This is a genomic window from Pseudomonas sp. GL_135, from assembly GCF_057834665.1.
In genome coordinates, this window is sequence record NZ_CM174408.1 from 2,840,057 (window position 1) to 2,863,974 (window position 23,918).

At 60.4% G+C, this 23,918-nt stretch carries 20 protein-coding genes; 9 read left to right on the forward strand and 11 right to left on the reverse strand.

Annotation, left to right across the window (positions count from 1 at the left end; genetic code table 11):
- Nucleotide 1: 1 nt before the first annotated feature.
- The 7 genes from AC3ISG_RS12465 to AC3ISG_RS12495 are packed head-to-tail and all read right to left on the reverse strand — an operon-like array spanning nucleotide 2 to nucleotide 8,992.
- Nucleotides 2–1,660, reverse strand: a complete 1,659-nt coding sequence (locus tag AC3ISG_RS12465; protein WP_489297034.1) for a dipeptide ABC transporter ATP-binding protein — start codon at nucleotides 1,658–1,660, stop codon at nucleotides 2–4.
- The gene (locus tag AC3ISG_RS12470) at nucleotides 1,657–2,544 is read right to left on the reverse strand and encodes an ABC transporter permease (RefSeq protein ID WP_489297035.1); all 888 of its coding nucleotides are present in this window, start codon (nucleotides 2,542–2,544) and stop codon (nucleotides 1,657–1,659) included. The genes AC3ISG_RS12465 and AC3ISG_RS12470 overlap by 4 nt, the downstream gene beginning before the upstream one ends.
- 47 nt (nucleotides 2,545–2,591) lie before the next feature.
- Entirely contained in the window at nucleotides 2,592–3,644 is a 1,053-nt protein-coding gene (locus AC3ISG_RS12475) for an NADP(H)-dependent aldo-keto reductase (RefSeq protein ID WP_489297036.1), read from the reverse strand.
- A 35-nt stretch (nucleotides 3,645–3,679) separates the two neighbouring features.
- Entirely contained in the window at nucleotides 3,680–5,032 is a 1,353-nt protein-coding gene (locus tag AC3ISG_RS12480; protein WP_122625019.1) for an LLM class flavin-dependent oxidoreductase, read from the reverse strand.
- A complete protein-coding gene (locus tag AC3ISG_RS12485; protein WP_122537065.1) occupies nucleotides 5,029–6,303 on the reverse strand; it encodes an acyl-CoA dehydrogenase family protein in 1,275 nt (424 codons plus the stop codon). Before AC3ISG_RS12485 ends, AC3ISG_RS12480 begins: the two co-directional genes overlap by 4 nt.
- A gap of 56 nt (nucleotides 6,304–6,359) precedes the next feature.
- Nucleotides 6,360–7,292: an ABC transporter permease gene (locus AC3ISG_RS12490; RefSeq protein ID WP_489297037.1), complete on the reverse strand. Its 933-nt coding sequence runs from the start codon at nucleotides 7,290–7,292 to the stop codon at nucleotides 6,360–6,362.
- Nucleotides 7,289–8,992, reverse strand: a complete 1,704-nt coding sequence (locus AC3ISG_RS12495) for an ABC transporter substrate-binding protein (protein WP_489297038.1) — start codon at nucleotides 8,990–8,992, stop codon at nucleotides 7,289–7,291. The genes AC3ISG_RS12490 and AC3ISG_RS12495 overlap by 4 nt, the downstream gene beginning before the upstream one ends.
- A gap of 566 nt (nucleotides 8,993–9,558) precedes the next feature.
- On the opposite strand from AC3ISG_RS12495, the gene AC3ISG_RS12500 reads away from it, so the two are divergent.
- Together AC3ISG_RS12500 and AC3ISG_RS12505 are read left to right on the forward strand one after the other, a co-directional pair.
- On the forward strand, nucleotides 9,559–11,724 hold the full coding sequence (locus AC3ISG_RS12500; protein ID WP_489297039.1) for a TonB-dependent receptor family protein: 2,166 nt from the start codon (nucleotides 9,559–9,561) through the stop codon (nucleotides 11,722–11,724).
- 89 nt (nucleotides 11,725–11,813) lie between these two features.
- Complete coding sequence (locus tag AC3ISG_RS12505; protein WP_489297040.1) at nucleotides 11,814–12,542, forward strand: class I SAM-dependent methyltransferase; 729 nt, start codon at nucleotides 11,814–11,816, stop codon at nucleotides 12,540–12,542.
- A 141-nt stretch (nucleotides 12,543–12,683) separates the two neighbouring features.
- Here the strand turns inward: AC3ISG_RS12505 and AC3ISG_RS12510 are convergent, their stop codons facing one another.
- Nucleotides 12,684–13,169, reverse strand: a complete 486-nt coding sequence (locus AC3ISG_RS12510) for a GNAT family N-acetyltransferase (RefSeq protein WP_489297041.1) — start codon at nucleotides 13,167–13,169, stop codon at nucleotides 12,684–12,686.
- Between the two features lie 657 nt (nucleotides 13,170–13,826).
- Here AC3ISG_RS12510 and AC3ISG_RS12515 point away from each other — a divergent pair.
- The 5 genes from AC3ISG_RS12515 to AC3ISG_RS12535 are packed head-to-tail and all read left to right on the forward strand — an operon-like array spanning nucleotide 13,827 to nucleotide 19,776.
- Nucleotides 13,827–14,753, forward strand: a complete 927-nt coding sequence (locus tag AC3ISG_RS12515) for a homocysteine S-methyltransferase family protein (RefSeq protein ID WP_489297042.1) — start codon at nucleotides 13,827–13,829, stop codon at nucleotides 14,751–14,753.
- The gene (locus AC3ISG_RS12520; protein ID WP_489297043.1) at nucleotides 14,746–16,293 is read left to right on the forward strand and encodes an ABC transporter substrate-binding protein; all 1,548 of its coding nucleotides are present in this window, start codon (nucleotides 14,746–14,748) and stop codon (nucleotides 16,291–16,293) included. The genes AC3ISG_RS12515 and AC3ISG_RS12520 overlap by 8 nt, the downstream gene beginning before the upstream one ends.
- Before the next feature lie 5 nt (nucleotides 16,294–16,298).
- Nucleotides 16,299–17,294, forward strand: a complete 996-nt coding sequence (locus AC3ISG_RS12525; protein WP_489297044.1) for an ABC transporter permease — start codon at nucleotides 16,299–16,301, stop codon at nucleotides 17,292–17,294.
- Between the two features lie 3 nt (nucleotides 17,295–17,297).
- Complete coding sequence (locus AC3ISG_RS12530) at nucleotides 17,298–18,119, forward strand: ABC transporter permease (protein WP_489297045.1); 822 nt, start codon at nucleotides 17,298–17,300, stop codon at nucleotides 18,117–18,119.
- Entirely contained in the window at nucleotides 18,112–19,776 is a 1,665-nt protein-coding gene (locus AC3ISG_RS12535; protein WP_489297046.1) for an ABC transporter ATP-binding protein, read from the forward strand. The genes AC3ISG_RS12530 and AC3ISG_RS12535 overlap by 8 nt, the downstream gene beginning before the upstream one ends.
- A 225-nt stretch (nucleotides 19,777–20,001) precedes the next feature.
- On the opposite strand, the gene AC3ISG_RS12540 is transcribed toward AC3ISG_RS12535, so the two are convergent.
- Nucleotides 20,002–20,250, reverse strand: a complete 249-nt coding sequence (locus AC3ISG_RS12540) for a CsbD family protein (protein WP_489297047.1) — start codon at nucleotides 20,248–20,250, stop codon at nucleotides 20,002–20,004.
- Nucleotides 20,251–20,530: 280 nt separating this feature from the next.
- Here AC3ISG_RS12540 and AC3ISG_RS12545 point away from each other — a divergent pair, with 280 nt between their 5' ends.
- Nucleotides 20,531–21,157 carry a glutathione S-transferase gene (locus AC3ISG_RS12545; protein WP_122537076.1) on the forward strand — a complete coding sequence of 209 codons (627 nt, stop codon included), beginning with the start codon at nucleotides 20,531–20,533 and terminating at the stop codon, nucleotides 21,155–21,157.
- A gap of 126 nt (nucleotides 21,158–21,283) precedes the next feature.
- On the opposite strand, the gene AC3ISG_RS12550 is transcribed toward AC3ISG_RS12545, so the two are convergent.
- Nucleotides 21,284–21,652, reverse strand: a complete 369-nt coding sequence (locus tag AC3ISG_RS12550) for a histone-like nucleoid-structuring protein, MvaT/MvaU family (protein ID WP_489297048.1) — start codon at nucleotides 21,650–21,652, stop codon at nucleotides 21,284–21,286.
- A 552-nt stretch (nucleotides 21,653–22,204) separates the two neighbouring features.
- On the opposite strand from AC3ISG_RS12550, the gene AC3ISG_RS12555 reads away from it, so the two are divergent.
- Nucleotides 22,205–22,540: a hypothetical protein gene (locus AC3ISG_RS12555; protein WP_122537078.1), complete on the forward strand. Its 336-nt coding sequence runs from the start codon at nucleotides 22,205–22,207 to the stop codon at nucleotides 22,538–22,540.
- Nucleotides 22,541–22,620: 80 nt separating this feature from the next.
- On the opposite strand, the gene sfnG is transcribed toward AC3ISG_RS12555, so the two are convergent.
- Nucleotides 22,621–23,721, reverse strand: a complete 1,101-nt coding sequence (sfnG, locus tag AC3ISG_RS12560) for a dimethylsulfone monooxygenase SfnG (protein WP_489297049.1) — start codon at nucleotides 23,719–23,721, stop codon at nucleotides 22,621–22,623.
- Nucleotides 23,722–23,918: the final 197 nt, after the last annotated feature.

Below are 23,918 nucleotides of genomic sequence, written 5' to 3' on the forward strand. Positions count from 1 at the left end.
CTCAGATGGCAATTTGCAGATAGACCTCGGCGCGCTCGCGCTGCTCTTCCAGCGTAGGAATCGCATTGATCAGCGCGCGGGTGTAGGCATGGGCCGGGCGATCGAACACTGCACGCACGGGGCCAGACTCCACGACCTCGCCATCCTTCATCACCAGGACTCGCTCGCTGACATGATTGATCACGCCCAGATCGTGGGAGATGAACAGGCAGGCGAGCCCCAGACGCCGCTTCAGATCGTCGAGCAGCTCAAGGATCTGCGCTTGCACGGAGACGTCCAGCGCCGACACCGGCTCATCACAAATGAGGATTTCAGGGGTCGATGCCAGGGCTCTGGCAATCGCAATCCGCTGACGCTGGCCACCGGACAGCTCGATGGGGCGACGTGTGAGCGCGCTGGCGTCAAGTCGCACCAGCTCCAGCAGTTGCAGCGCCCTGCTCCGCCATTCACCTCGGGGCAAACCCGCCACCGAGAGCGCCTCGAACAACACCCGCTGCACCGTGTAACGCGGATCGAACGAGTTCAGCGGGTCCTGAAACACCACCTGAACCGCTCGGCGTGCCTGACGTTTTTGCCCGGCATCCAGTGTCGACCATTGCTGCCCGGCCACCCACACGTCGCCCGCATCGGCGCTTTCCAGGCCAAGAATCAGTCGGGTCAAGGTGGTCTTGCCCGAACCGGACTCGCCCACGACACCCAGTGTTTCGCCGCGGCGCAATTGCAACGACACCTGGTTGAGCACGGTACGACGGCGACCGTCCGGGCCGACGAAGGATTTGCTCAGGGAGCGAGCTTCCAGCAGGACCTCGCCCTGAGCGTGGGGCTCGGGTTCGACGGCCGCCAGCGGCCGGCGCTGGGGTCTGAAATGCACCGCACGAGCCGCCCGCAGCAGCAACTGAGTGTAAGGATGCTGCGGGTCCTGCAGCACTTGCTCGTTGGTGCCTTGCTCGACGATCACGCCATGGCGCATCACGGCAACCCGATCGGCCAGGCGTGACACCACCGACAGATCGTGGCTGACCATCAACAGCGCGTTGTCCTCCCCTCGCAGACTTTCCAGCAGCGTGATCACCTGGGCCTGAACCGTGGCGTCGAGCGCCGTGGTGGGTTCGTCGGCGATGATCAGGCGCGGGTTGCAGGCAATGGCCGACGCAATCAGTGCCCGCTGCCGCAGTCCGCCGGACAGTTGCCACGGGTACTGGCTGGCGCGCAGTTCGGGCTCGGGAATGCCGACGTCGCGCAGCAGCTCAAGCACGCGCACGCGCCGGGCTTCAGCCGCCAGACCGGTGTGCAACTGCAGCGGCTCTTCGACCTCGGCACCGACCCGACGCAACGGGTCCAGCGCGCCGAGGGCATCCTGCATGACAAAACCGATGCTGGCCCCACGCAGGCGCTGCCAGGACCGCTCGTCCAGATGACGCAGATCGATGCCCTGAAACGCCAGCCTGGCCGCCTGTACCTGCGCGCCCTTGCCTGTCAGCCCGGCCAGGGTTCGTGCCGTCACGCTTTTACCGGAACCGGACTCACCCACCAGTGCCAGGCATTCGCCACGATGGATGTTCAGGCTGACCCCGTGCAGCACCGGCTCGGCGGTGCCAAAGCGTACGGTCAGGTCGCGGATATCAACCAATGGCCCCAGTGACGGGATGTTCGCACTCATAGGGGTTTTCCTTCGCTGCGCCGTAGCAGTTCACGGCCGATGGCACTGATGGAAACAACGGTCAAGGTGATGCTCAGGGCGGGCCAGGCCACCAGCCATGGCGCGTTGGCCAGGAAGCTGCGACCGATGGCCATCATGCCGCCCCACTCCGGCGCCGGAGGTGGCGCGCCGAAACCCAGAAAGCTCAATGCGGCACCTGCCGTGATGGTGCCACCAATGCCGATGGTGGCCAGAATCAACACCGGTTTGAACGCGTTGGGCAGGATGTGCCGGAGCACCACCGCCAGGTACGACTGCCCCAGCGTGATGGCCGCTTCGACGTAGCCGGCGTTGCGCACGTTCAGCGTCTGCGCCCTCACCAGGCGCGCGTATCGGGGCACACCGGCGATGCCCACGGCGAGAATCAGGTTGGCCGCGCCCTGTCCGAAGAAGGTGATGATGACCAGCGCCAGTAACAGGTCAGGGAAGGCCAGCAGCACATCGACGCCACGCATGATGCCGGCATCCAGCCAGCGAGGGCCGAGGCCTGACACCAGCCCCAGCAGTGTGCCCCAGGCCAGGCCCAGCCCCGTGGCGGCCAGCCCCATGAACAGCGATGAGCGCACGCCGTAGATCAATCGGCTCAACACGTCACGACCGTTTTCATCGGTGCCGAGCCAGTGCAGCGCGTTGGGCTGCTGGAAAGCCAGACGTGCCGAGGCGTCCAGCGGATCGTAAGGTGCGATCAGGTGCGGCAGGGCCGCCGCCAGCAGCAACAGCGCAACAAAAAATCCCGCCGCCCACAGCCCCGGACGCAACCGCGTGAGACCGGCAAGGCCCAATGGACGCGACCCGCCGACGCCCGTCGCAGGGCCGACGATGACCGTTTCAATTGCCTGAGACATTCACAGCCTCCTTGCGGCTGATCCTCTGATTGATAACCGGGTGCACTTCACGGCGCCGGATTCGGCACACGCTGATGAACCGCCTGGATCTGCGCCTTGATCTCATCGCTCAGGGTCACGTCCAGCGCGCCGAGGTTTTCGCGCAGTTGCGCCAGGGTGGTCTGGCCGGTCAACGCGCTCGCTACAAACGGCTTGTCGATGACGCAGGCCAGCGCCAGTTGCGCCGGGGCCAGGCCATGCTGTCGAGCGATCTGCACGTAACCGGCAATGGCTTCCTGGGCGGACGCGCTGTCGTAGCGATTGAAGGTGCGGTACACCGCTGACAGCCGCGAACCTTCCGGCAATGCGCCGTTGAGGTACTTGCCGGTCAGTGCACCAAACGCCAGTGGCGAATAAGCCAGCAGCGAGACGCCTTCGCGGTGGCTGAACTCCGACAGACCGCCTTCGAACAATCTGTTCAACAGGCTGTAGGGGTTCTGCACGCTGACAATGCGAGGCAGGCCCAAACGCTCGCTCTGCTTGAGAAATTCGGCCACGCCCCACGGGGTTTCGTTGGACACACCGATGTGACGCACCTTGCCTGCCTTGACCTGATCGGCCAGCACTGACAGCGTTTCTTCGATGGCGACGGCGTCCGCGTCCTCCTGATAGGGGTATTCACGCTGGCCAAAAATGTTGGTTTTGCGATCCGGCCAGTGCAGTTGATACAGGTCCAGATAATCGGTTTTCAGCCGCGTCAGGCTGCCGTCCAGTGCTTCGACGATGTTGCGTCGATCATGGTGACTGAGGCCGTCGCGAATGTGGGCCTGCCCCTTCGGATCCCGCGCAGGCCCGGCGATCTTGCTGGCGAGTACCACGTCCGACCGCCGACCGCTGCCGGCAAGCCATGTGCCGATGTAACGCTCGGTGGTGCGCCAGGTTTCGGCCTTGGTGGGCGTGGGGTACATCTCGGCGGTGTCGATGAGGTTGATGCCTTGGGCCAGCGCCAGGTCCAGTTGCTGATGCGCATCGCGCTCGCTGTTCTGATGCCCCCAGGTCATGGTGCCCAGCCCCAGAACGCTGACCTCGATATCGCTGTTGCCCAGCTTGCGGTAACGCATGATTGATCCTTTTTTCAAGACGGCAGCGCCACGGATCAGGCCCGCAGCGCGTACTGATTGGTCGGAAACGGCAGGCCCAGGTGCTCGCGCAAGGTGCTGCCGGTGTACGCATGACGGAACACGCCGCGCTTCTGCAGCAGCGGCACGACTTCGTCGACGAAGATCTCGACGCCAGACGGAAACATGTCCGGCATGATGTTGAAGCCGTCCGCGGCATGGGCCAGAAACCAGTGGGTCAGCGTGTCGGCGACCTGTTCCGGTGTGCCGACCAGCAGCCGATGACCGACCAGGATGCGCCGCGACAGCTGGCGGATACTGAGGTTTTCCCGGCGAGCCAGATTCAGCTGCGCTTCCAGAAAGCCTTGGGATCCGCGCTCAAAATCAGCGACCGAACCGATGCGCTCCCACGGCAACGGCGCATCAGGGTCCAACTCGCTGGCGGCGATCCCGATGCGACCCGCGACCTGCTCAAGCAGGCCGTGTTCGCCGTTCCAGGCGTTGAGCGCATCAAATCGCGCATGGGCCTCGGCCTCAGTGCTGCCGATGACGGTGGACAGGCCCGGCATGATCTTCAGGTGATCGGGATTGCGTCCCCAGCCGGCAGCGCGCTCTTTCATCTCCTGATAGAACAGCTGGCCGTCCTCAAGCGTGGTCTGGGTGGTGAAAATCGCATCGGCGTAACGTGAGCCCAAGGCCTTGCCGCCCTCCGAAGAACCGGCCTGAACCAGCACCGGACGTCCCTGGGGCGAACGCGGCACGTTGAGCGGCCCTTTGACCGAGAAGTGCTTGCCGACGAAGTCAATGGTGTGGACCTTTGTCGGGTCGGCAAACCGCCCCGAGCGAGCGTCGCCAATGATGGCGTCATCCTCCCAGCTGTCCCACAGCTTGACCGTGACGTCGATGAACTCGTCGGCCCGGGCATAACGATCAACGTGCAACGGCGCACCGGCCAGTCCGAAGTTCTGCGCCGCCGCGTCCCCCGCGTTGGTGACGACGTTCCAGGCTGCACGCCCGCCGCTGATATGGTCCAGCGACGCAAAACGGCGGGCGATGTTGAACGGATCGTTGTACGTGCTGGACGCCGTGGCGATCACGCCGATGTGTTGGGTAGCCAGTGCGACCGCGGTCAGCAACACGGTCGGCTCAAGGCGTCCAGCCGGCTGCTTTGAGACATCGCCTGCCAGGGCCGGGCCGTCCGCGAGGAAAATCGCGTCCAGACAGCCACGTTCGGAAATGCGCGCGATGTTGCGGTAGTACTCGACGTCCAGATAAGCGTTGGCTGGCACCTCGGCGCTACGCCACGCACCCGAGTGCGAGCCGAAGCCCAGGATGTTCATGCCGATGCTCATCTGCCCTTCGCGGCTGTTTTTGCCCGTCGCGGTACTCATACGGCACTCGCTTCGTCACGGGCGCCGCTGGCCTGCGTGTCGGCATCGGCCGCGTGCAGGCTGCGCCACGCAGCGTTAGGGGTGATGTCGTTGAGGTAGAAATTGCCCAGCGCACGTTCGCGGAAAATCGCCGGATTGTGTGAAGCCAGCGTGCGGGCATTGCGCCAGTGGCGGTCAAAACGGCGGGTCTCGCTGGTGGCCGAAGCACCGCCCACCTCGAACAACAGCGTGGTCGCCTCCAGAACCTGTTCAAGCACGATCTGCTGCGCCTGATAGGTCCGAATCTCGGCTTCGGTGTAATGCTGCTCAATGGCGTAACCCCCCTGCTCCGCCTCGTACACGTCCTGGAGCACCTGCGCGACAGCCAGCACCTGTGTGCGGGCTGAGTAAGCCAGGCTCGACAGACGGCCGATCACCCGCTGCACCAGCGGGTCGTCCTTGGGGCTGGATTGCCCCGGAATTCCGAAGGCACGCGTGCGGCCCCTGACAAACTCGGTGGCGTCGCGCAGGACGGCGTCGGCGATGCCGGTCAGGGTCGCCAGATGAAACAGTTGGTAGAACGCAGTGAGGTAGGACTCGGCGCGTAATTCGTCTTTCTTAAAGCGGCGCAGGATGTGTTGCTCCGGCACCTTCACCTCGCTGAAGCGCGTGGTGCCACTGCCCGTGAGGCGCTGGCCGAAACCATCCCAGTCGTCCTCGACCGTCACGCCGGTCGCATCAGTGGGCACCGAGACGCTGACGAAGTCATCGCCATCCAGGGCCACGGCGGCGATCCAGTCGGCGTACAACGTGCCGGTGCAGTAATACTTCTCGCCATTGAGCCGCCAGCCCGCTGCACGGTTACCCGGTTCAATCGCCGTGAGTGTCACCGAGTTGCGGGTGGTGTCGCTGCGCTCGGCCATGGCGGCGCCCCACAGCTGGCCGTCGGCAACCTTGGCCAGCCAGTCATCCTGAGACTTCTCATTGCGCGCAGACAGCCGGCCTTCGACGAAACCGAAGTGCGCACGCACGATCTGCGGCAAGTTGGAGTCGGCCTTACCCAACGCGATCACCAGCTCGAACAACTGCGGGAGGCTTGCGCCCAGGCCGCCCTGCGCAAGCGGCACCCGCAGCGCACCGAAGCCGGCGTCACGCAACCACTGCACGGCTTCGAAGGCGAGTTCGCGCGTCTGTTCACGGGCGACAGCGCTGTCGGCAATGCGGGCAAACACGTCGGCAAAACGCTGATGCAGGGAGTGAAACGTCACATCAGGGGGTATCGAGGAACTCATTGTTTTTCCTTCTTCGTTAACGCTTGCACTGGATCGGCCACCTCCCGGTAACGCGCTCATTCCTGAGCCGCCCGGGGGTCGATCCAGCGGTTGATCAGATCCACGGCCAGGTTGACCACCACGTACACCGCAGCGGCCAGCAAAGTCACACCGAGCACCATCGGAACGTCCTTGTTGCTCGTGGCATCGAGCATCAGGCGGCCGATGCCTTGCCGGGCGAACAGCAGCTCGATGACCACCGCCCCGCCCAGCAGGCTGGCGAAGATGAACCCGGCCAGCGTCACCAGCGGCACCAGGGCATGACGCAAGGCGTGACGCAGGCGCACAGCGGCGTCGGAAAGGCCGCGTGCCCGGGCCATGGCGATAAAAGGTTGTTCAAGGGTGTCTTCCAGCGATTGACGCAGCAGTTGAGTCAGCACCGCCGCCACCGGCAATGCGAGCGCCACCGATGGCAGAATCAGTGATCGCCAGCCCACCGAGCCGGAAGGCGGCAGCCAGTGCCAATGGAACGAAAACACCAGCGACAGCAGGATGCCGATCACGAAGGACGGCGCTGAGGAGATCACCAGTTCGCTGCCCGACGCGACCGAGCGAACCCAGCGTGAGCGATGGGCAGTGAGGATCGCGCAGACCAGTGCCAACACCACCGCAAGCACGGCGGCGCTGATCGACAACTGAATGGTCGCGCCGATCTGCTCCGAGATCGCCTGCAGCACCGGAATACGCAAGCGGTAGGACTGACCCAGATCACCATGGGCCAGACGCGCGATGTAATGGCCGTACTGCACGATCAATGGATCGTCCAGCCCGTACTCGGCACGCACCCTGGCCAACAGTTCCGGAGTGGGCAGCGCTTCCGGGCCACCCAGAATCGCCAGCGCCGTGTCGCCGCCGCTGAAGTTGACCGCCAGAAAAGTCAGCGTCGCAGCGCCCCACACCACGCCGATGCCTGCCAGCAGGCGCAGGGAAATACGTTTGAGCGTGGTCATGGTTGACCCCTGTCCAGCCAGAGGCTGGTGAAAAACGGCACGTTGTGGGAAGTGTCGAAAATCACGCCCTTGACCTGACGCCCGTAGGCGGTCAGCACCTGACTCTCCACCGAAGGCACGGCTGGCACGGTTTCGGTGAGGCGTTTCTGCGCCTCGGCATACAGCGCCTGCAACTCAACCGGGTCCCGTGAGCGGCGTGCCGCACTGAGCACCCGATCCAGCTCGGCATCGCGGAACTTGCCCGCGTTCTGGCCGATTAACGTTGGGGTACTGATCGATTGGCTGTGATAGAGCACAAACAGACCGTCCGGCGTGTTGGTGTGCCAGTAACCGGCTGCCAGCGCCTGAAACTTGCCGGCGTACCGGCGTTCAGTCACCCGGGACAGCGGCAGCATCTCGATCGGCATAGCGAAGCCGATCTTTTTCAGGTCCGCCTGAATGGCCACCGACACGCTGGCCGGGAACGCCGGGTTGTCGTAGGTCAGTAACGTGGCGCTGAGACGCTGCCCGTCTCGGGTCCGGTAACCCTGGGCATCGCGTCCGGTCCAGCCAGCCTGATCGAGCAGCGCATTGGCGGCATTGACGTCATAGGCCAGCGCGTCGTTGTTCGGTTGATAGAAACGTGTGTTGGCGGCGAGGAAATCAGCCTTGCCGATGAACTCGCCGAAGCCCGAGATCCATGCCAGTCCTTCGCGGTCGATGGCTTTGGCGACGGCGCGACGCACCAGCACGTCATTGAACGGCGCCTGCTCGACGTTGAAGGTCATGCTGCGGCTCGGGTTGCCCTTGCGAATGCGGCTGCGCATGACCAATTCGGGATTGGCGCGAATGGCCGCAGCGTTCTGCGCCGGGGCATCCAGAGCAAAATCCGACTGCCCGGACTCAAGCGCGGTGAACCGAATCATCGCCTCGGGGACATAGCTCAGCTCGATGCGATCCAGATAAGCCTCGCCCTGATGGCGCGTAACCGGCGGCGCCCAGTGATAACCGGAGCGTTTAACGAAGACCGCGCCCTGATCGCGCTTGTAGCTTTCCAACAAGAACGGGCCACTGCCGACAGGATGCTCAGCGATCGTTCTGGGCGCTTCGCGAATCTGTTTAGGCGAGACCATTCCCAGCCAAGACTGCGCCAGTACGTCGAGGAACGGCGTGTAGGGCTCACGCAGATGGGCTTCGAACGTGTATTCGTCGATGACCTTGCCGTCGAGATACGGCGCGATGTACGCAGCGGCCAACGGTGATTTGGTTGCCGGATCGCGCATATGCTCCAGGTTGGTCTGCAGCGCGACGGCATTGAATTTCTCGCCGTCACTGAAGGTCACGTCGTCGCGCAGATGAAAGGTGTAGGTTTTGCCGTCCTCGGACACCTCCCAGGACTTCGCCAGCCATGGACTGATGCTGCCCTGCTCGTCCTGATACACCAGGCAGTCGAACAGGATTCGGCCCATCCACTGGATGTTGCCGTTGGACAAGGCATGGATATCGAAACTGCCGGCGTCCGAGGCTGCCGATACGCGCAATGTTCCGCCGCTGCGACCTGGCGATTGCTCATGAAAGTCGGAGGCCGGATAGGTGATGACACCGTTGTTCACGGTGCCGTCGGCGTGGGGGGCGCCAGGTTGCGGAGCTGTCGGGGGCGAACAGGCGGCGATCGCCATATATAAGCAAAGAATGCCCGTCAGTTTAAAAATGGCTGTCAATGAAGCTTCCTTGAAAGAACTCACTTGAAAGAAGTTAGCGAACGCGAAGACGGTGTAACTTCATCAACGGTTATGCAGTGAACATGCCAGCGCTAGTAAATAAACCCATTAAGTCGTTAGCCAGGCATCGCACAACCCAGGCCGGACAGGGCAATTAAAGGGTGCGCAATGCCGCCAGCCGGCCATTACAGTTCCACTCTCGGAGTCCCCTTGCCAAGCCCGCACCTGCAGGAGCCTGAACATTAATGAAAAATGCTTATAACCTTATATCAGTACCGGCGCTGCTCATTGTCCGCGCACTAACAGACTGCTCATTCGCTGTTGCTTTTCAAACACAAAGGGATAAATACCCCGGAGAGCAGCACCACTAACCGGCCCTGTTGAAAATCCAAAACCTGTTCAGAACTAAGTTCAGCCATGCACAGCGCAATGACCGAAGCCCGCCGCGCAACTGCCTGTTTTATGGAATAAAAACATTGGCACAGAAACTGCTGAGAGCGAATCAGGCATGACTATACGAATAGAAAGCTGGCACACATTTATCTATTCATAAGGAAACACATTAGATGCATTCGGTATTTCGGGGAGAGTTACACACGTTGCCGCTGGCGATCCGCCGTGCAACGTTGCTGACCACAGTGGGGCTGGGGTCGGCATTACTGTGGTCAGGGGTCGCGCTGGCAGACGATGTGGTGCAGTCATCGTCTGCCGATCCCGCCCAGACGCCACGCCTGAATACCGTGACGGTTCAGGGCGCGAAGATCACGCCGGCAGAAGCCGCGAAAAGTCAGCTCGATGAGGTGCCGGGCGGCACCAGCGTTGTTGACAGCGAGCAGGTCGCCAAGGGACGTACCGCGACGTTGCAGGACACTCTGGCGTATCAGCCCGGTGTATTCGTGCAGTCCACCGGCGGCAACGACGCGGCGAAGATTTCCATCCGTGGCTCCGGCGCCAATACCTCGCCGGGCTATTTCCGCGAGGGCATCAAGTTTCTCTTCAACGGCCTGCCAATCACAGGGCCTGGCGGTACGCCGTACGAGTTCCTCAACGGCTCCGGCATTAACTACACCGAGATCCTGCGTGGCGCCAACGCCTTCCAGTACGGCGCATTGAGCCTGGGTGGTGCGATCAACTTCGTCAACCAGACCGGCTACACAGCGCCCGGCCTGCGCGTGCGCGCCGAAACCGGCAGCTATGGCTACAACAAGCAGAGCGTCAGCGTGGGCGGCGTAGAAGGCGACTTCGATTACTACCTCAACGCCGACAACTATCGCAGCGACGGTTACCGCGATTACAGCCTGTCGAAGAGCCAGGGCATCGTCGCCAACTTCGGTTATAAATTCAGCCCCAAGCTTGAAACCGAGCTGATGCTGCGTTACCGAGACGAGTACCACAACGACCCGAGCGCCACCACGCTTGATTCGGTCAAGCACCACACCCGCGACGCCAGCGCCACCGCGGCCAGCAGCGGCGCCGGCAGCCGTCGCCCAGGCAGCGTCTGGGCCGGGAGCAAGACCACCTACACCTTCGATGACGACTCCAGACTGTCGGTCGGCCTCTCCTACTATGAGTACGCCCACAACAACAGCCCGAACAGCCCGAGCAATCCGAGCTACTGGGACTGGCATGACCTGAGCTTCGTGCTCGGCTATGACCGCATCGACAAACTCTTCGGCCATGAAAGCCGCACCAGCCTGGCGTTCACGTCCACCGAACACCTCAAGGGCGAGGTCAACTCCACCTTCGCCAACAAGCAGACCCGCAAGTTCGTCGACTACGGCTCTTCGTTCGATCACGTGTTCTCGTTCGGCAATGACCTGGAGCTGGTCGACGGCCTGTGGCTGACCAGCGGTGTGTCAGCCATCAATGTGCGTCGCCACGCGGAGGTGAAAGAGTCGCTGGTCGCCAACACCACCGCCTATCCCACCGATGTGACCTACGACAACTGGAGCTTGGCACCGCGTATCGGCGTGCGCTACGAGTTCACCCCTGAGCTGCAAGTGTTCGCCAACTTCAGCCGATCCATCGATCCGCCAGCTTCATGGGAATACTCAGGGTCAGGGCCGACATCGCCTTACGTGCGGCCGCTGGTTGAGCAGAAAGCCAATACCGTGGAAATCGGCGTCAAAGGCGCATCCGGCATCTTTGACGGCAGTCTGGCGATCTACCGTTCGTGGGTCCGCGACGAATTGCTCAACGTTCAGTTGATTCCTGCGACCTCCACGGCGGCGGCGGTCACAGGCGCCTTCAACGCCACACCTACCATCCACCAGGGCATCGAGGCCGGCCTGAATACCCGGTTGTGGGAAAGTGAGTCCGGTGAAAAAGTCACCTGGCGTCAGGTCTACACCTACAACGACTTCTACTACCGCCACGACCCGACCTTTGGCGACAACCAACTGCCGGGAATCCCTAAGCACATCTACCAAGGCGAAGTGCAATACCAGCACCCTCAAGGTTTCTACACCGGCGTGAACGTGCAGTCCGCCTCCCGCACCGCAGTTGATTACGCCAATACGTTCTATGCGCCTTCCTACACCATCTTCGGCGCGAACGTGGGCTACGAAACGCCGGAGAAAGACTGGAAAGTGTCGCTGGACCTGAAAAACCTGGCGAACAAGAAGTACGTGACCGCCGTCCAGCCGCTCTACAACGCTGCGGGTCAGGACACCGCTTCGCTGTATCCGGGCGACGGCATCGGCGCTTACGTGGGCGTGGAGTTCCGCTACTAACCGTCTGATCCTGGACCACGACAGGGCCTGCGTGGCCCTGTCCGTCTTTTAAGGCAATACCTGAATACTGATTGCAGGAGAGATGATTCGTGACACAGAACATCTACGACACCGCCCAATTCTTTGAGGGCTACAGCCAGTTACCGCGCTCGGTGGAGGGGCTGAATGGCGCTCCGGAGTGGCCTGCCTTGCGCGCGTTGCTGCCAGGAATGAACGAAAAAAAGCTGGTCGATCTGGGCTGCGGGTATGGCTGGTTTGCCCGCTGGGCTGTGGAGCACGGCGCCCGGCACGTGCTGGGGCTCGACGTCTCCGAAAAGATGCTGCAACGCGCCGCTGCCGATGGCCAAGATCCGCGCATCACCTACCGACGGGCGGATCTTGAACAGCTGGAACTGCCCAGCGCAGGCTTCGACCTCGCGTACAGTTCCCTTGCCTTCCATTACATCGTCGACCTGCCCGGCTTGCTGCGCACTCTGCACGACGCCCTAGTCCCTGGCGGCAAACTGGTGTTCTCCATCGAACACCCGATCTTCATGGCCTCGCTGCACCCGGGCTGGGTCGTTGATGATCAAGGCCACACCTCCTGGCGTGTCGACCACTATCAGGTTGAAGGCCCTCGCACCACCCACTGGCTTGCCGAAGGTGTCATCAAACAGCACCGCACGTTAGGGACATTGCTGAACCTGCTGATCAAGACCGGCTTCACCCTCGACCATGTCAATGAGTGGGGACCTTCGCCCCAGGATCTTCAGCAACGTCCGACCCTGGCTGATGAACTGCACCGCCCTATGATGCTGATCATTGCGGCCAGTCGCTGATCAGCTCGCCGTCAAGCGCTCAGTTGCTCGATCTGCTGGAACAGTTCAAAGCTGTCCCGTCCACCCGCTCTCTCTCGAATCAGCCGGGCAAGGTTGGGTCAGGCGGCGTTGATCAGGGTTTCAGCTGAGGTTCGGAAGCATTCACGTCGCACCGCGCAGATAAACCAGTGTGTCGCACACGCCGTACCGACCCGAGGTTTGTGCATCAGAAATCGTCTGAATGAGCTCGAAACCGACCGCCTCGGCCAGTCGCTGACTCGCCAGGTTGGCCGAGGACGCGGTCAGCCGCAGCGTGTGCCCGGAAAGCTTCGATACCAACGCCCTCAGTGCCTCTTTCATCAACCCCTGATTGGCGTGTACCTGACTGACCCAGTAACCGATTTCGTAGCCCGCAGCCCCACCGGCCATGGGCCGGAGTCCGACACATCCGACAACCGCGGGCGCTTCGCCTCGGTCCAGCAGAAAGTACTTTTTCTCCGCGGTGGCGTCAGCGAAATCATCACGGGCGCGCTGTAGGGTTGCCTGTGTATCGAGCAAGGTCCAGTGAGGTTTGGCCCAGAGCAGAAAGTCCCGATGCAATTCGTAACTGGCATTAAACGTTATGAAGAATTCATCAGCGCATCTCAATACTGCCAGACGCGTCGGACACTTTTACAACCCTCCAGAGCATTTCATCCTCAAGGTGGAAACGGTAGAACTTCCGACTCTTGTGGTAATGAACCCTGAAACGCTGATTGAAGATTTACGCGACTGAGTCGCGAATAACACATACTGATGAATTGCTGTTTGAATCAAGACAGTTGCATGGATAGGCACAAAGTTTCGACCCCTGCGCGAGACCACCTTGCAGCCAACTGAAGTGACGCTCGTGGACCTCCGCCGGGCGGATTTTCGCCTCCGGGTCACCGGCCAGGCCCGCCCTTGAGCCTCTGCCCTGATCAGGGGAGCACCCACTGGATATGCCAAAACGGCAGTTCTTTATGCAATTACAGAAGTTGCAGCGGATTTTATATTGCGTTTCAATCTAAGCAATTCTTCCTTCCAACAGATCTTTGGATGCATTTATGACCGTTGCTGAAGTGGGTGGATTACATCGTCACTTGCTGCTCAGTGCGCGGCGTGCAAAAGCCGCTCCCCTGCAATCGTTATTCCCCGCGCCGGAACAGGACGTAAGTTACGTTGACCTTCTGGAAATAAACGGGGAAGCGTTGGATCTGTTTCAGGGGACGAGCAAACGATGCGACCTTAGTTGTGCATTAATAATCAAGAATTCTGGTGAATACAATGGCAAAACATATTCAAATTCTGGACGGCGGCATGGGCAGGGAACTGTCGCGCAACGGTGCGCCGTTCCGCCAGCCGGAGTGGTCGGCGCTGGCGCTGATTGAGGCCCCGGAATATGTGCGGCAGGCCCATGACGCGTTTATTCACGCCGGCGCCCACGTCATTTCTACCAACAGCTATGCCGTGGTGCCGTTTCACATTGGCGAGCCACGCTTTCAAGAAAACGGTGCTTCGCTGGCACGTCTGGCAGGATCGATAGCACGGGCTGCGGCTGCCGCCAGCGTCAATCCCGTGCGCGTCGCGGGCTCGCTCCCTCCCCCGCTCGGTTCCTACCGTCCTGATCTCTTCGAGCCCGTAGAGGCAGCCAGGATCCTGCGCGTGCTGATTGAGGCCCTGAGTGAACATGTCGATCTGTGGTTGGCCGAAACGCAAAGCTCCATCGCTGAAGTGCGGCTGGTGGCTGAGTTGTTGAAGGATGATCCGCGACCGCGCTGGTTCTCCTTCACCCTCGACGATGCCCTTGATACAGAGGGCAAGGCCCGGCTGCGATCCGGTGAGCGCATCCGGGATGCCGTGGTCGCTGCGAGCGAACTCAACGCAGCCGCCATCCTCTTCAACTGCAGCCCGCCGGAAGTCATGAGCGCGGCCCTGCTTGAAGCGGCGGCCCACAGCGAACTGCCGCTGGGGGTTTACGCCAATGCCTTCGAGCCATCGGACAACAAGCGCGGTGCCAATGAGGGGATCAGTGAACTGCGTCGGGATACTCAGCCACCCAACTATCTACGCTGGGCAAAAGAATGGGTTGATCAGGGCGCCAGTCTCGTAGGCGGCTGCTGCGGCATAGGCCCTGAACACATTGCAGCGCTGTCGGCTGCCTTTGACCTCGCTGACTCTTCAACCGAATCACTGGATGCCCGGCATGATTGATCGTCGTTCTTTTATCAAGGGTACTGGGGCGATCGCCATGACCGCCGCGATGACTTCTTCGTGGTCACTGTCGAGCGCCTTTGCCGACGAGCCTTCACCTCCCAAAAAGGGCGGACACCTGATTATCGGACTGGACAACGCCTCCACCACCGATCGGCTGGACCCGGCGTTCTGGTTTGAAAGCTGGATGTATTTCACCGGGAGCCAGCTGTTCAACGCTCTGGTCGAGATCGACGACAAGGGCGAAATCGTACCGTCACTCGCCGAGTCCTGGTCGAGCAGCGAGGGCGGCCGCAAATGGGTGCTCAACATCCGCAAAAGCGTGCAGTTCCATGACGGCCGCTCTTTGAGCGCGAAAGACGTGATCTGGTCGCTCAACCATCATCGCGACGAAAAATCGTCCTCCCCGGTCAAGGGTTATCTGGAGCCTGTCACAGGCCTTGCGGCCACCGGCGAGCATGAGGTCACGATCACGCTGGGAGAGCCCAACGTCGAGTTTATTTCCCTGCTGTCGGCGGTGCATTTTGTCATCACCGCAGAGAACGAAGCGTTTGAAAAAGGCATCGGCACCGGCGCTTTTATCCTCGAGAGTTTCCAGCCCGGCGTGCGCATGCTGGTCAAGCGCAACCCCAATCACTGGAACCCCGAGCGCGGCCATGTGGACTCGGTCGAGACGTTGGCCATGAACGATTCGACAGCCAGGGTGGCTGCGTTGATCAGCGGCTCGGTGCAGATCATCAATCGGGTCAATCCACGCATCGTCGGACGAATCGAGAAAATGCCTTCGATCCAGCTGGTTCGCGACAAGGACAGCCAGATATTCACGTTGCCCGGGCTGGCCAACCTTGCGCCCTTCACTTCGCTGGATGGGCGTCTCGCACTGAAATACGCCGTTGATCGACAGCAGATGATCGACACCGTGCTGGGAGGCTACGCCTCGCTGGGCAACGACAATCCGGTCTTTCCTTCAAGCAAGTATTTCTCACGGGACATTCCTCAGCGGCCTTACGACCCTGACCGAGCGCGGTTCCATTGGCAAAAGGCTGGCTTCGATGGCCCGCTGGTGCTCTCTGCTGCAGATGCCGGTTTCCCCGGCGCGGTGGACGCTGCCCAGCTGTATCAGCAATCGGCGAAAAAAGCGGGCATTGTGCTTAACGTCGAGCGGGTGCCAGACGACGCTTTCTGGACCGACACCTGGCTGAAAAAACCGTTATGCACGTCCAACTGGGGTGCCCGCCCTACCGCCGATGCGCTGCTGTCTCTGGTGTTTACCAGTAACGCCCCATGGAATGAATCGGCCTGGCGAGTGCCCGCCTTCGACCAGTTGGTGAAGGCGGCGCGTGGGGAAACCGACGAGGTCAAGCGCCGACAGATCTACCACGACGTCCAGGTGATGCTGGTCGATCAAGGCAGCGAAATCATTCCGCTGTACGCCGATGCGCTTTCAGCAACGCGCAAAAACGTGCGGGGCTTTACGTCGGTGCCGGGCGTGCCGCTTAGCGGCAACCGCGCCGCCGAGAAAGTCTGGCTGGAAGGATAATGTTCATGGCGTTGACACTGCCGTTTTTCGGTCGCGCAACCGGGCGAAACCGTTTGACCAGCATGATTGCCCGGCGTCTGGTCGCCGGGCTGCTGATGCTGTTGGCGATCTCGTTGTTGATCTTCGCGGGCCTGAACTTGCTGCCCGGTGACACCGCCACGGCGATTCTTGGCCAGTCCGCCACACCCGCGGCGGTCCAGGCGCTGAAATTGCAACTGGGCCTGGACCAACCCGCAGGTTGGCGTTATCTGCATTGGCTCGGCGGCGTGGTGCAGGGGGACTTCGGCGTCAGCCTGACGTCCCGTGAAAACATCTCCGTCGCCTTGTGGGAGCGGCTGAAAAACACCCTGTTCCTGGCCGGCAGTACCGCGCTTGTGGCAGTACCTGTGGCCTTGACCATTGGCTTCGTTTCGGTCCGTTTTCACGGTGGCTGGGTCGATACTCTGCTGAATCTGCTCACCCGCGCAGCCGTGGCCTTGCCTGAGTTCTTCTCGGGCTATCTGCTGATTTTCATTTTTTCGATGAGCCTCGCCTGGCTGCCCAGCAACAGCAGCGTGCAAGTGGATATGACGCTGTCGGCGCGGTTGGTGGCGATCACCCTGCCGGTGCTGACGCTGGTTCTGGCAGTGTTGGGCCACATGAGCAACATGACCCGTGCCGCGCTGCTCAGTGCCCAGCGCAGCAGTTATATCGATACCGCGGTCCTCAAGGGGCTCTCGCCCATGCGGGTGCTGTGGCGCCACGTATTGCCCAATGCCTGGGGACCGATCATCAACGTGATCGTGCTCAACATGGCGTACCTGATGGTGGGCGTGGTGATCGTGGAAAACGTCTTTGTCTACCCGGGCCTGGGTCAATACATGGTCGACAGCATCAGCAAGCGTGACATTCCCGTCGTGCAGGGGTGCGCGCTGGTGCTGTCAGCCGTTTACATCCTGCTCAATCTTTTCGCCGATGCAGTCGCCCTTCTGACCAATCCGCGCATCCGCCACGGAACATAGTCCATGCCCGCGTTAAAAATTTCCCATCTGCCCGGCATTGTCGGTCTGATCCTGTTCATGGCCATCGGACTTTTTGCGCCCTGGCTTTCTCCCCACGCACCTGACCAAGTGATCGGTATGGCCTGGGATGTGCCGTCGGCCCTCGCGCCGTTGGGCACCGACAATCTTGGTCGAGATTTGCTTTCCCGGCTGATCTGGGGCACCCGCACGTCGCTGTCGGTGACGGCCGTGGCGGCGCTTATCGCGTTCCTGGCAGGTACCACATTGGGATTCATCGCCGGCGTATGCGGTGGCTGGATCGACCAATTGATCTCTCGTGTCAACGATGTACTGATGGCGATCCCGACGCTGATACTGGCGCTGGTCATTCTGGCGACGCTGCCCAAGACCCTCGGGGTGATCATTCTTGTGCTCGGGGTGCTGGAAGCCACCCGCATTCTTCGGGTGGCCCGCGCACTCGCGGCAGACATCGGCGCCATGGAATTCATCGAGGTGGCGCGCCTGCGTGGCGAAGGGCTGGTCTGGATCCTGCTGCGGGAGATTTTGCCCAATGCACTGCCAATATTGATCGCCGAATTCGCCATGCGATTTGTCTTCATTCTGCTGTTTCTTTCTGCGTTGTCTTTCCTGGGGCTGGGCATTCAACCGCCTACCGCCGACTGGGGCGGGCTGGCGCGCGATAACAAAGATGGCATTCTGTTCGGGATCTGGGCTGCGCTCATACCGGGCGCCGCTATCGCCATACTGGCGCTGTGTATCAATACGCTGGCTGACTGGCTGCTCGGCACCAATACCCGTGCCTGGGGAGCCCGCCATCATGCTTGACTCTTCAGGCACCATTGCGCCGCCGCTGCTGGCTGTTGAGGAGCTCCATATCGTCGCCAGCGGCAAGCCACAACGGACACTGGTCGAGGGTATTTCCTTCACCCTCAACGCCGGCGAAGTGCTCGGTTTGATTGGTGAGTCCGGAGCAGGAAAGTCTACCATCGGGCAGGCGATACTGGGTCATCAGCGCGAAGGCATGGCCGTCACCGGTGGACGGATTCTGTTCGCGGGCCAGGACCTGCTGCGCTTGTCTGAAGCGCAACTGCGCCGGATTCGCGGCAAGCGTATTGCCTACGTCGCACAGTCTGCCGGCGCGGCCTTCAACCCGGCGCTCACCCTCGGCGAGCAAGTGGTCGAAGCCGCCAGGGTGCACGGACTGATGGATGCACAGGCGGCCAGGGAAAAAGCACTGGAATTGTTCCGACGGTTCTCTCTGCCCGATCCTGAACAGTTTTTTCTGCGCTATCCCCATCAGGTGTCAGGGGGGCAGTTGCAACGGGCGATGATCGCCATGGCATTGTGCAGCGGGCCTGATCTGATTGTGTTCGATGAGCCCACGACCGCGCTGGACGTCATCACGCAGTTGGGGATTCTTCAGGCCATCGCCGGGGTGATTCGCGAGGCCGGCGTCGCGGCAATCTACATCAGTCACGATCTGGCGGTGGTCGCTCAGTTGGCTGACCACATCATGGTGTTGCGCCATGGACGACGGGTGGAGTACGGCACGACCGGCCAGATTCTGCATGCTCCCGCTCACGCCTACACCCGTGACTTGCTCGGCGCCGAGCGTGCAGGCAATCGCCCGCAGACAGTGCAATCCGAGACAGCTACGCTGTTGACGATTCAGTCCCTCAGCGCCAAGTATCACCATCAACCGGTTTTGCACGGTATCTGCCTGAATCTGGCGAAGGGTCGTACGTTGGCGCTCATTGGAGAGTCGGGATCCGGCAAGTCCACGCTCGGCAAAGTGGTCTGCGGGTTACTGGCGGCTGACGCAGGCTCGATGAAGCTTGACGGCATGACGCTGCCCTCCACGCTGCGCCAGCGCACCCGAGACCATCTGCAGCGAATACAGATGATTCATCAGATACCCGATAACGCGCTCAATCCCAAACTGCTGATTGGTGACCAGGTGGACCGCGCACTGCGCACTTTCACCACGCTGAACCGAGATCAGCGCCAACGACGTGTCATGGCGCTGCTGGACCGGGTCGGGCTGGACGGGACAATTGCGCAACGTTATCCCCACGCGCTTTCCGGCGGGCAGAAACAGCGCGTCTGCATCGCGCGAGCGCTCGCAGCGGAGCCCGAGTTGATCGTCTGTGATGAGCCGACCTCGGCGCTGGACCCTCTAGTTGCGCGCGACGTATTGGCTCTGCTGCGGCAACTGCAACAGGATACGGGCGTGTCGTATCTGTTCATCACCCACGACCTTCACGTTGTGAAAGAGATTGCCCATGATGTGGCGGTGTTGTGCGAGGGGCGCATCATCCGCCAGGGCCGGGTTGATGAAGCGCTCAGTGCCCCGCTCGATGACTACACCCGGCGCTTGATCGAGGCGGTACCGCAACTAAGGCAGGACTGGCTGGCCGAGATGACCGGCTACACGTCGTCGTCCGTTTCGACGGCTGCCCCCTCCCCGCTGCGCGCGTATTGACTCAGCCATGCCATCCGACGGGCGCGCAGGGTCGTCGCTGATCCGGCGTGTGCACACGCGAACCTTCCCGCGCGATGTGCGGGAATAACGCCGCTTTTGCAAGGCGCGCGCTGCGTCGAAATATGCGAAAGACCCGTCAGGCAGTTCTCCTGACTGACAGCGTCGGGGGCAGGCAGATCCAGACTTAAAAGGGACGCCCCTATCGGAACGTCCCTTTCTCCTCACTCAACGGCGAAAGAGACGGTCTAGAATCAGCAAAGCAATCCCACCAATTGCCACTGCAGCGACTGGTTTTTCTTTAACAAACCCAGAGATGCTGTCCATGGCATCGCCATAGGCCTGGGTCAACTGACCGGAAGCCTGGCGACCGGTACCTTCCGCCTCCAGCGTCGAATCACCAAACAGTTTCCCTACTGCGCTCTGTGCTTTGCCGGCCACCTGCTCTACAACGCCTTCTACCTGTTCGCTCTTCATGATTCACCAAACCTTCGTGTGTGAGTGACCCAGGATCAGCCTGGGAATGGGGCAACGTGCGCAGAATTAGGGGCCAGGGGCAGTGATTAGTTCAGCGACGATCAGCCTCCGGGCTCCTGCGCATGACGGCTAACCAATTCTGCGCCTGTAACCGCCATGGGCTTAGACGTCCCAAGTGCTCGCCTCGCCAAACGATCAAGCCAACGCTGACAACCATTTAGAACCACGGTGCGCCCCAAGAGTCTGTCCTTACACACCCTTAAGCCTCATCGAGCATTTCATGATCATCGTTCATCATCTCAATAACTCCCGTTCGCAGCGCATCCTCTGGTTACTGGAAGAACTCGCCCTTCCCTACGAGATCAAGCACTACCAACGAGATCCCAAAACCAACCTGGCGCCCCCAGAGCTGAAAGCTATAAACCCGCTGGGGAAATCACCGGTGATTCAGGATGGCCCTCATGTACTGATCGAGTCCGGCGCTATCGTCGATTATCTGATCCGCCGCCACGGTAACGGCCGTTTGCAACCTGACCCGGCCACCGCAACCTACGACGAATACGTGCAGTGGCTTCATTTCGCAGAAGGGTCGGCCATGCTGCCGCTGATGCTCCACCTGTATGTCGGGCGTCTTGGGGAAGCCGGCAAGCCGCTGCACCCGCGAATCGAATCTGAAGTGACCAACTATCTGGGGTATCTGGAAACCGCATTGAAACTTACCCCGTACTTGTTGGGCGAAGAAATCAGCGGCGCGGACATCCAGATGAGCTTTATTGGTGAGTTTGCGAAGTCACAAGGCATGCTTCAGGACTACCCTGGCCTGGCGGCCTGGATCGACCGGTTCCAGGCGCGGCCGGCCTATATCAGTGCGATCGAAAAAGGCGGTGATTACATGTTCGCGGGCTGAGTTCTAAGCTCGCAGGCTTGCTAGCCCTGCCCTGGAAAGCGTCTGCAGGCGCTTCATGGCTCACGTCAGGGCGCAATCGCAGTTATAAAAAAGCCGTCTCACGACGGCTGTTTCAGCTTCACCGGGTCATTTAACCAACCAGTTCTCAACCTCGTCGCCGAACTGGCCTTTCCAGGCTTTCAAAAGCTTGTGGTTGCCGCCCTTGGTTTCTACGACCTCACCTGTCAACGGGTTTTTATAAACCTTCATCTCTCGGGCCTTACGTGTTTTTTTCTCGCCAGCCACTGGAGCAGACTGCCGACCGCTGGATCCCTGCGGATCGAGAATGCCGACTATCTCTCTCAAGCTGAAGCCGTACTCACCGAGCAGGCCACGCAGTTTGGTTTCAAATTCGATTTCTTTCTTCAAACCGCTATCATTTTTCAGGGTTTCAAGTTCGGCGAGCTGGGCGGCGAGCTGTTGTTCAAGTTTGCGGAATTCAGCAAGGCGGGACATTTAAATCTCCAAGGTCGTTTTGATATGGCCGATGTTAGCCGAACGCCGGTCATCAGTCATTCGCCTGGTTTCCCTAAGCACCGCCGAACGGCGGGCGCCGCAACAGTGATATCGCCCGACTGGCTGCCACGACTGTTTTGTCAGCTCGGCATCGCTAAACCGCTGGGCGACGGTTTGAATGCCTGCAACTACGTTGCGGCAGCCGTGGCTAGCGACGCAGCACGCACACCTGAATCAGACTCTGCAAACCTGCTCCTCTCAAGGATTCACATGACCGACGTGACTATTACGCAAAGCGAGGATGGGAGTATCTAGCGTCATTTCATGCCTGGGGCAAAGAGCATTCGCCCATGCAGCGCTTGCTTTAGGCTTTCCCTGCAACAATGTTTTCCCGTCACAGGCATCGGTCATTCAGGTCATTGGGGCGATCTGAATCGCCCCGGATTTAATAGACACCTCGAATGAGATTGAAGATGTGTCTAAGTGTTATCCCTTCGGGTAAAGTGTCGCCGCCCGATAATTGGATTCGGGCTTTAGTCAATGGAGTTTTACGTGAAGTCCTTTAGCAAAATCATCGCTTCTGCAGTGTGTGGTCTGGTTCTGGCGGGTTGCACCGGCACCGCCATGAAGACTCAGCAATATGACAGGAGCCAGTACACCGTCGTTGGCCATAGTGAGGCAAGCGCCACTGGCCTGATGCTTTTCGGCCTGATCCCGATTCGTCAGAACGACCGTTTTGTCCGCGCTCAGAGTTACGCCATCCAGGCCAAAGGTGGCGATGCGCTGATCAATACTCAAGTGCAGGAAAAGTGGTTCTGGGCCTGGGTTCTGAATGGCTACACCACGACTGTATCCGGTGACGTGATCAAACTGAAAGCCGCTCAATAAGTAGCCTTCGGTTCAAGAGAGCCCGGTTCGCCGGGCTTTTCTGTTTCCAGCGTCTGGAATGTCTCTCGCTCATCAACGTATCAGGCGCTTTGAGCAAGAGAAGCAGTGTGATTCAAGGCTTCCAGCTCACGTACAAGTGGCAGTACCTGTTTACCGAAATACGCAACTTCCTCCTGAAAGTGCAGAAATGCGGAAAGCACCAGGTCCACGCCCACGGCTTTCAACGCCACAATGCGCTCGGCAATCTGCCTGGGCGTTCCAATCAGGTTTGTTTTAAACCCGTCGTTATATTGAATCAGGTCTTCAAAGGTGGACTTGGCCCAGTTCCCCTCGCCTTCAGGGCTGGCCTTGCCGGCCTGTTTTGCCGCATCGCCAAACGCATTCACGGCTTCAGGGTCGGCCTGATCGATGATTTCCTGTAACACCGCGCGTGCTTGCTCTTCGGTTTCACGAGCGATGATGAACGCGTTGACGCCGATCTTCACTGAATGCCCGTTGGCCGCTGCCTTCGCGCGAATATCATCCACCTGAGCCTTGATGCCTTCTAGCGTATTGCCGTTGGTGAAGTACCAGTCGGACACCCGCGCAGCCATGTCGCGGGCGGCGCGGGAGCTGCCGCCCTGAAAAATTTCAGGATGGGGTTGCTGGATGGGCTTCGGGCGCAGTGTGTAATTGTGGAAGCGGTAGAAATCACCTTTGAAGGTGAAATTATCTGTTGTCCAGATGCCTTTCAACGCCTGGATGAACTCTTCCGAACGACGGTAGCGCTCGTCATGCTCCAGCCATGGCTCACCAATGGCTTGAAATTCACCCTTGAACCAGCCACTGACGATGTTGATCGCCACGCGGCCTGCCGTCAGTTGGTCTATTGTCGCCAGCTGCTTGGCGACAACGGCGGGCGTCCAGGGACCGGGAAGGATGGCCGCGATCACCTTGAGTTTCTCGGTCGCCGCCAACAACGCATGACTGAACGCGACGGACTCGTGTTGGTTATCGGCGCCGTATCCGGCCGTGAAACGGATTTGCGTGAGCCCGTACTCGAAGCCCGACTGCTCGGCAATTTGTGCCAGCTTGCGGTTGTACTCGATGCCCCAGTCGGTGCGCTGCTCGATTTTACTGACGACCAAGCCACCGCTGACGTTAGGTACCCAGTAAGCGAATTTAATTGCGTTCTGACTCATCTACCGATCTCCAGACAGAGCAAGGGAGCCGCCTGGCGTGGTCGCCAGGTACGGTTTGAACACCTTCCTGAAGTGGCAATAGCAGCAACTGTGCCAGCTCATAATTTAGATAAATTTCAGCGGGTTAACCCGCCGGCAAAGTATTTATCGAAAGCCTGGCAAACAACGTTTTGCTGGATACGTGTTGCCAGGCAAAC

Coding starts and splice junctions, on each gene's coding strand:
- AC3ISG_RS12465 (WP_489297034.1), bottom strand. CDS start 1,660: ATGAGTGCGAACATCCCGTCACTGGGGCCATTGGTTGATATCCGCGAC.
- AC3ISG_RS12470 (WP_489297035.1), bottom strand. CDS start 2,544: ATGTCTCAGGCAATTGAAACGGTCATCGTCGGCCCTGCGACGGGCGTC.
- AC3ISG_RS12475 (WP_489297036.1), bottom strand. CDS start 3,644: ATGCGTTACCGCAAGCTGGGCAACAGCGATATCGAGGTCAGCGTTCTG.
- AC3ISG_RS12480 (WP_122625019.1), bottom strand. CDS start 5,032: ATGAGTACCGCGACGGGCAAAAACAGCCGCGAAGGGCAGATGAGCATC.
- AC3ISG_RS12485 (WP_122537065.1), bottom strand. CDS start 6,303: ATGAGTTCCTCGATACCCCCTGATGTGACGTTTCACTCCCTGCATCAG.
- AC3ISG_RS12490 (WP_489297037.1), bottom strand. CDS start 7,292: ATGACCACGCTCAAACGTATTTCCCTGCGCCTGCTGGCAGGCATCGGC.
- AC3ISG_RS12500 (WP_489297039.1), top strand. CDS start 9,559: ATGCATTCGGTATTTCGGGGAGAGTTACACACGTTGCCGCTGGCGATC.
- AC3ISG_RS12515 (WP_489297042.1), top strand. CDS start 13,827: ATGGCAAAACATATTCAAATTCTGGACGGCGGCATGGGCAGGGAACTG.
- AC3ISG_RS12520 (WP_489297043.1), top strand. CDS start 14,746: ATGATTGATCGTCGTTCTTTTATCAAGGGTACTGGGGCGATCGCCATG.
- AC3ISG_RS12525 (WP_489297044.1), top strand. CDS start 16,299: ATGGCGTTGACACTGCCGTTTTTCGGTCGCGCAACCGGGCGAAACCGT.
- AC3ISG_RS12530 (WP_489297045.1), top strand. CDS start 17,298: ATGCCCGCGTTAAAAATTTCCCATCTGCCCGGCATTGTCGGTCTGATC.
- AC3ISG_RS12535 (WP_489297046.1), top strand. CDS start 18,112: ATGCTTGACTCTTCAGGCACCATTGCGCCGCCGCTGCTGGCTGTTGAG.
- AC3ISG_RS12540 (WP_489297047.1), bottom strand. CDS start 20,250: ATGAAGAGCGAACAGGTAGAAGGCGTTGTAGAGCAGGTGGCCGGCAAA.
- AC3ISG_RS12545 (WP_122537076.1), top strand. CDS start 20,531: ATGATCATCGTTCATCATCTCAATAACTCCCGTTCGCAGCGCATCCTC.
- AC3ISG_RS12550 (WP_489297048.1), bottom strand. CDS start 21,652: ATGTCCCGCCTTGCTGAATTCCGCAAACTTGAACAACAGCTCGCCGCC.
- sfnG (WP_489297049.1), bottom strand. CDS start 23,721: ATGAGTCAGAACGCAATTAAATTCGCTTACTGGGTACCTAACGTCAGC.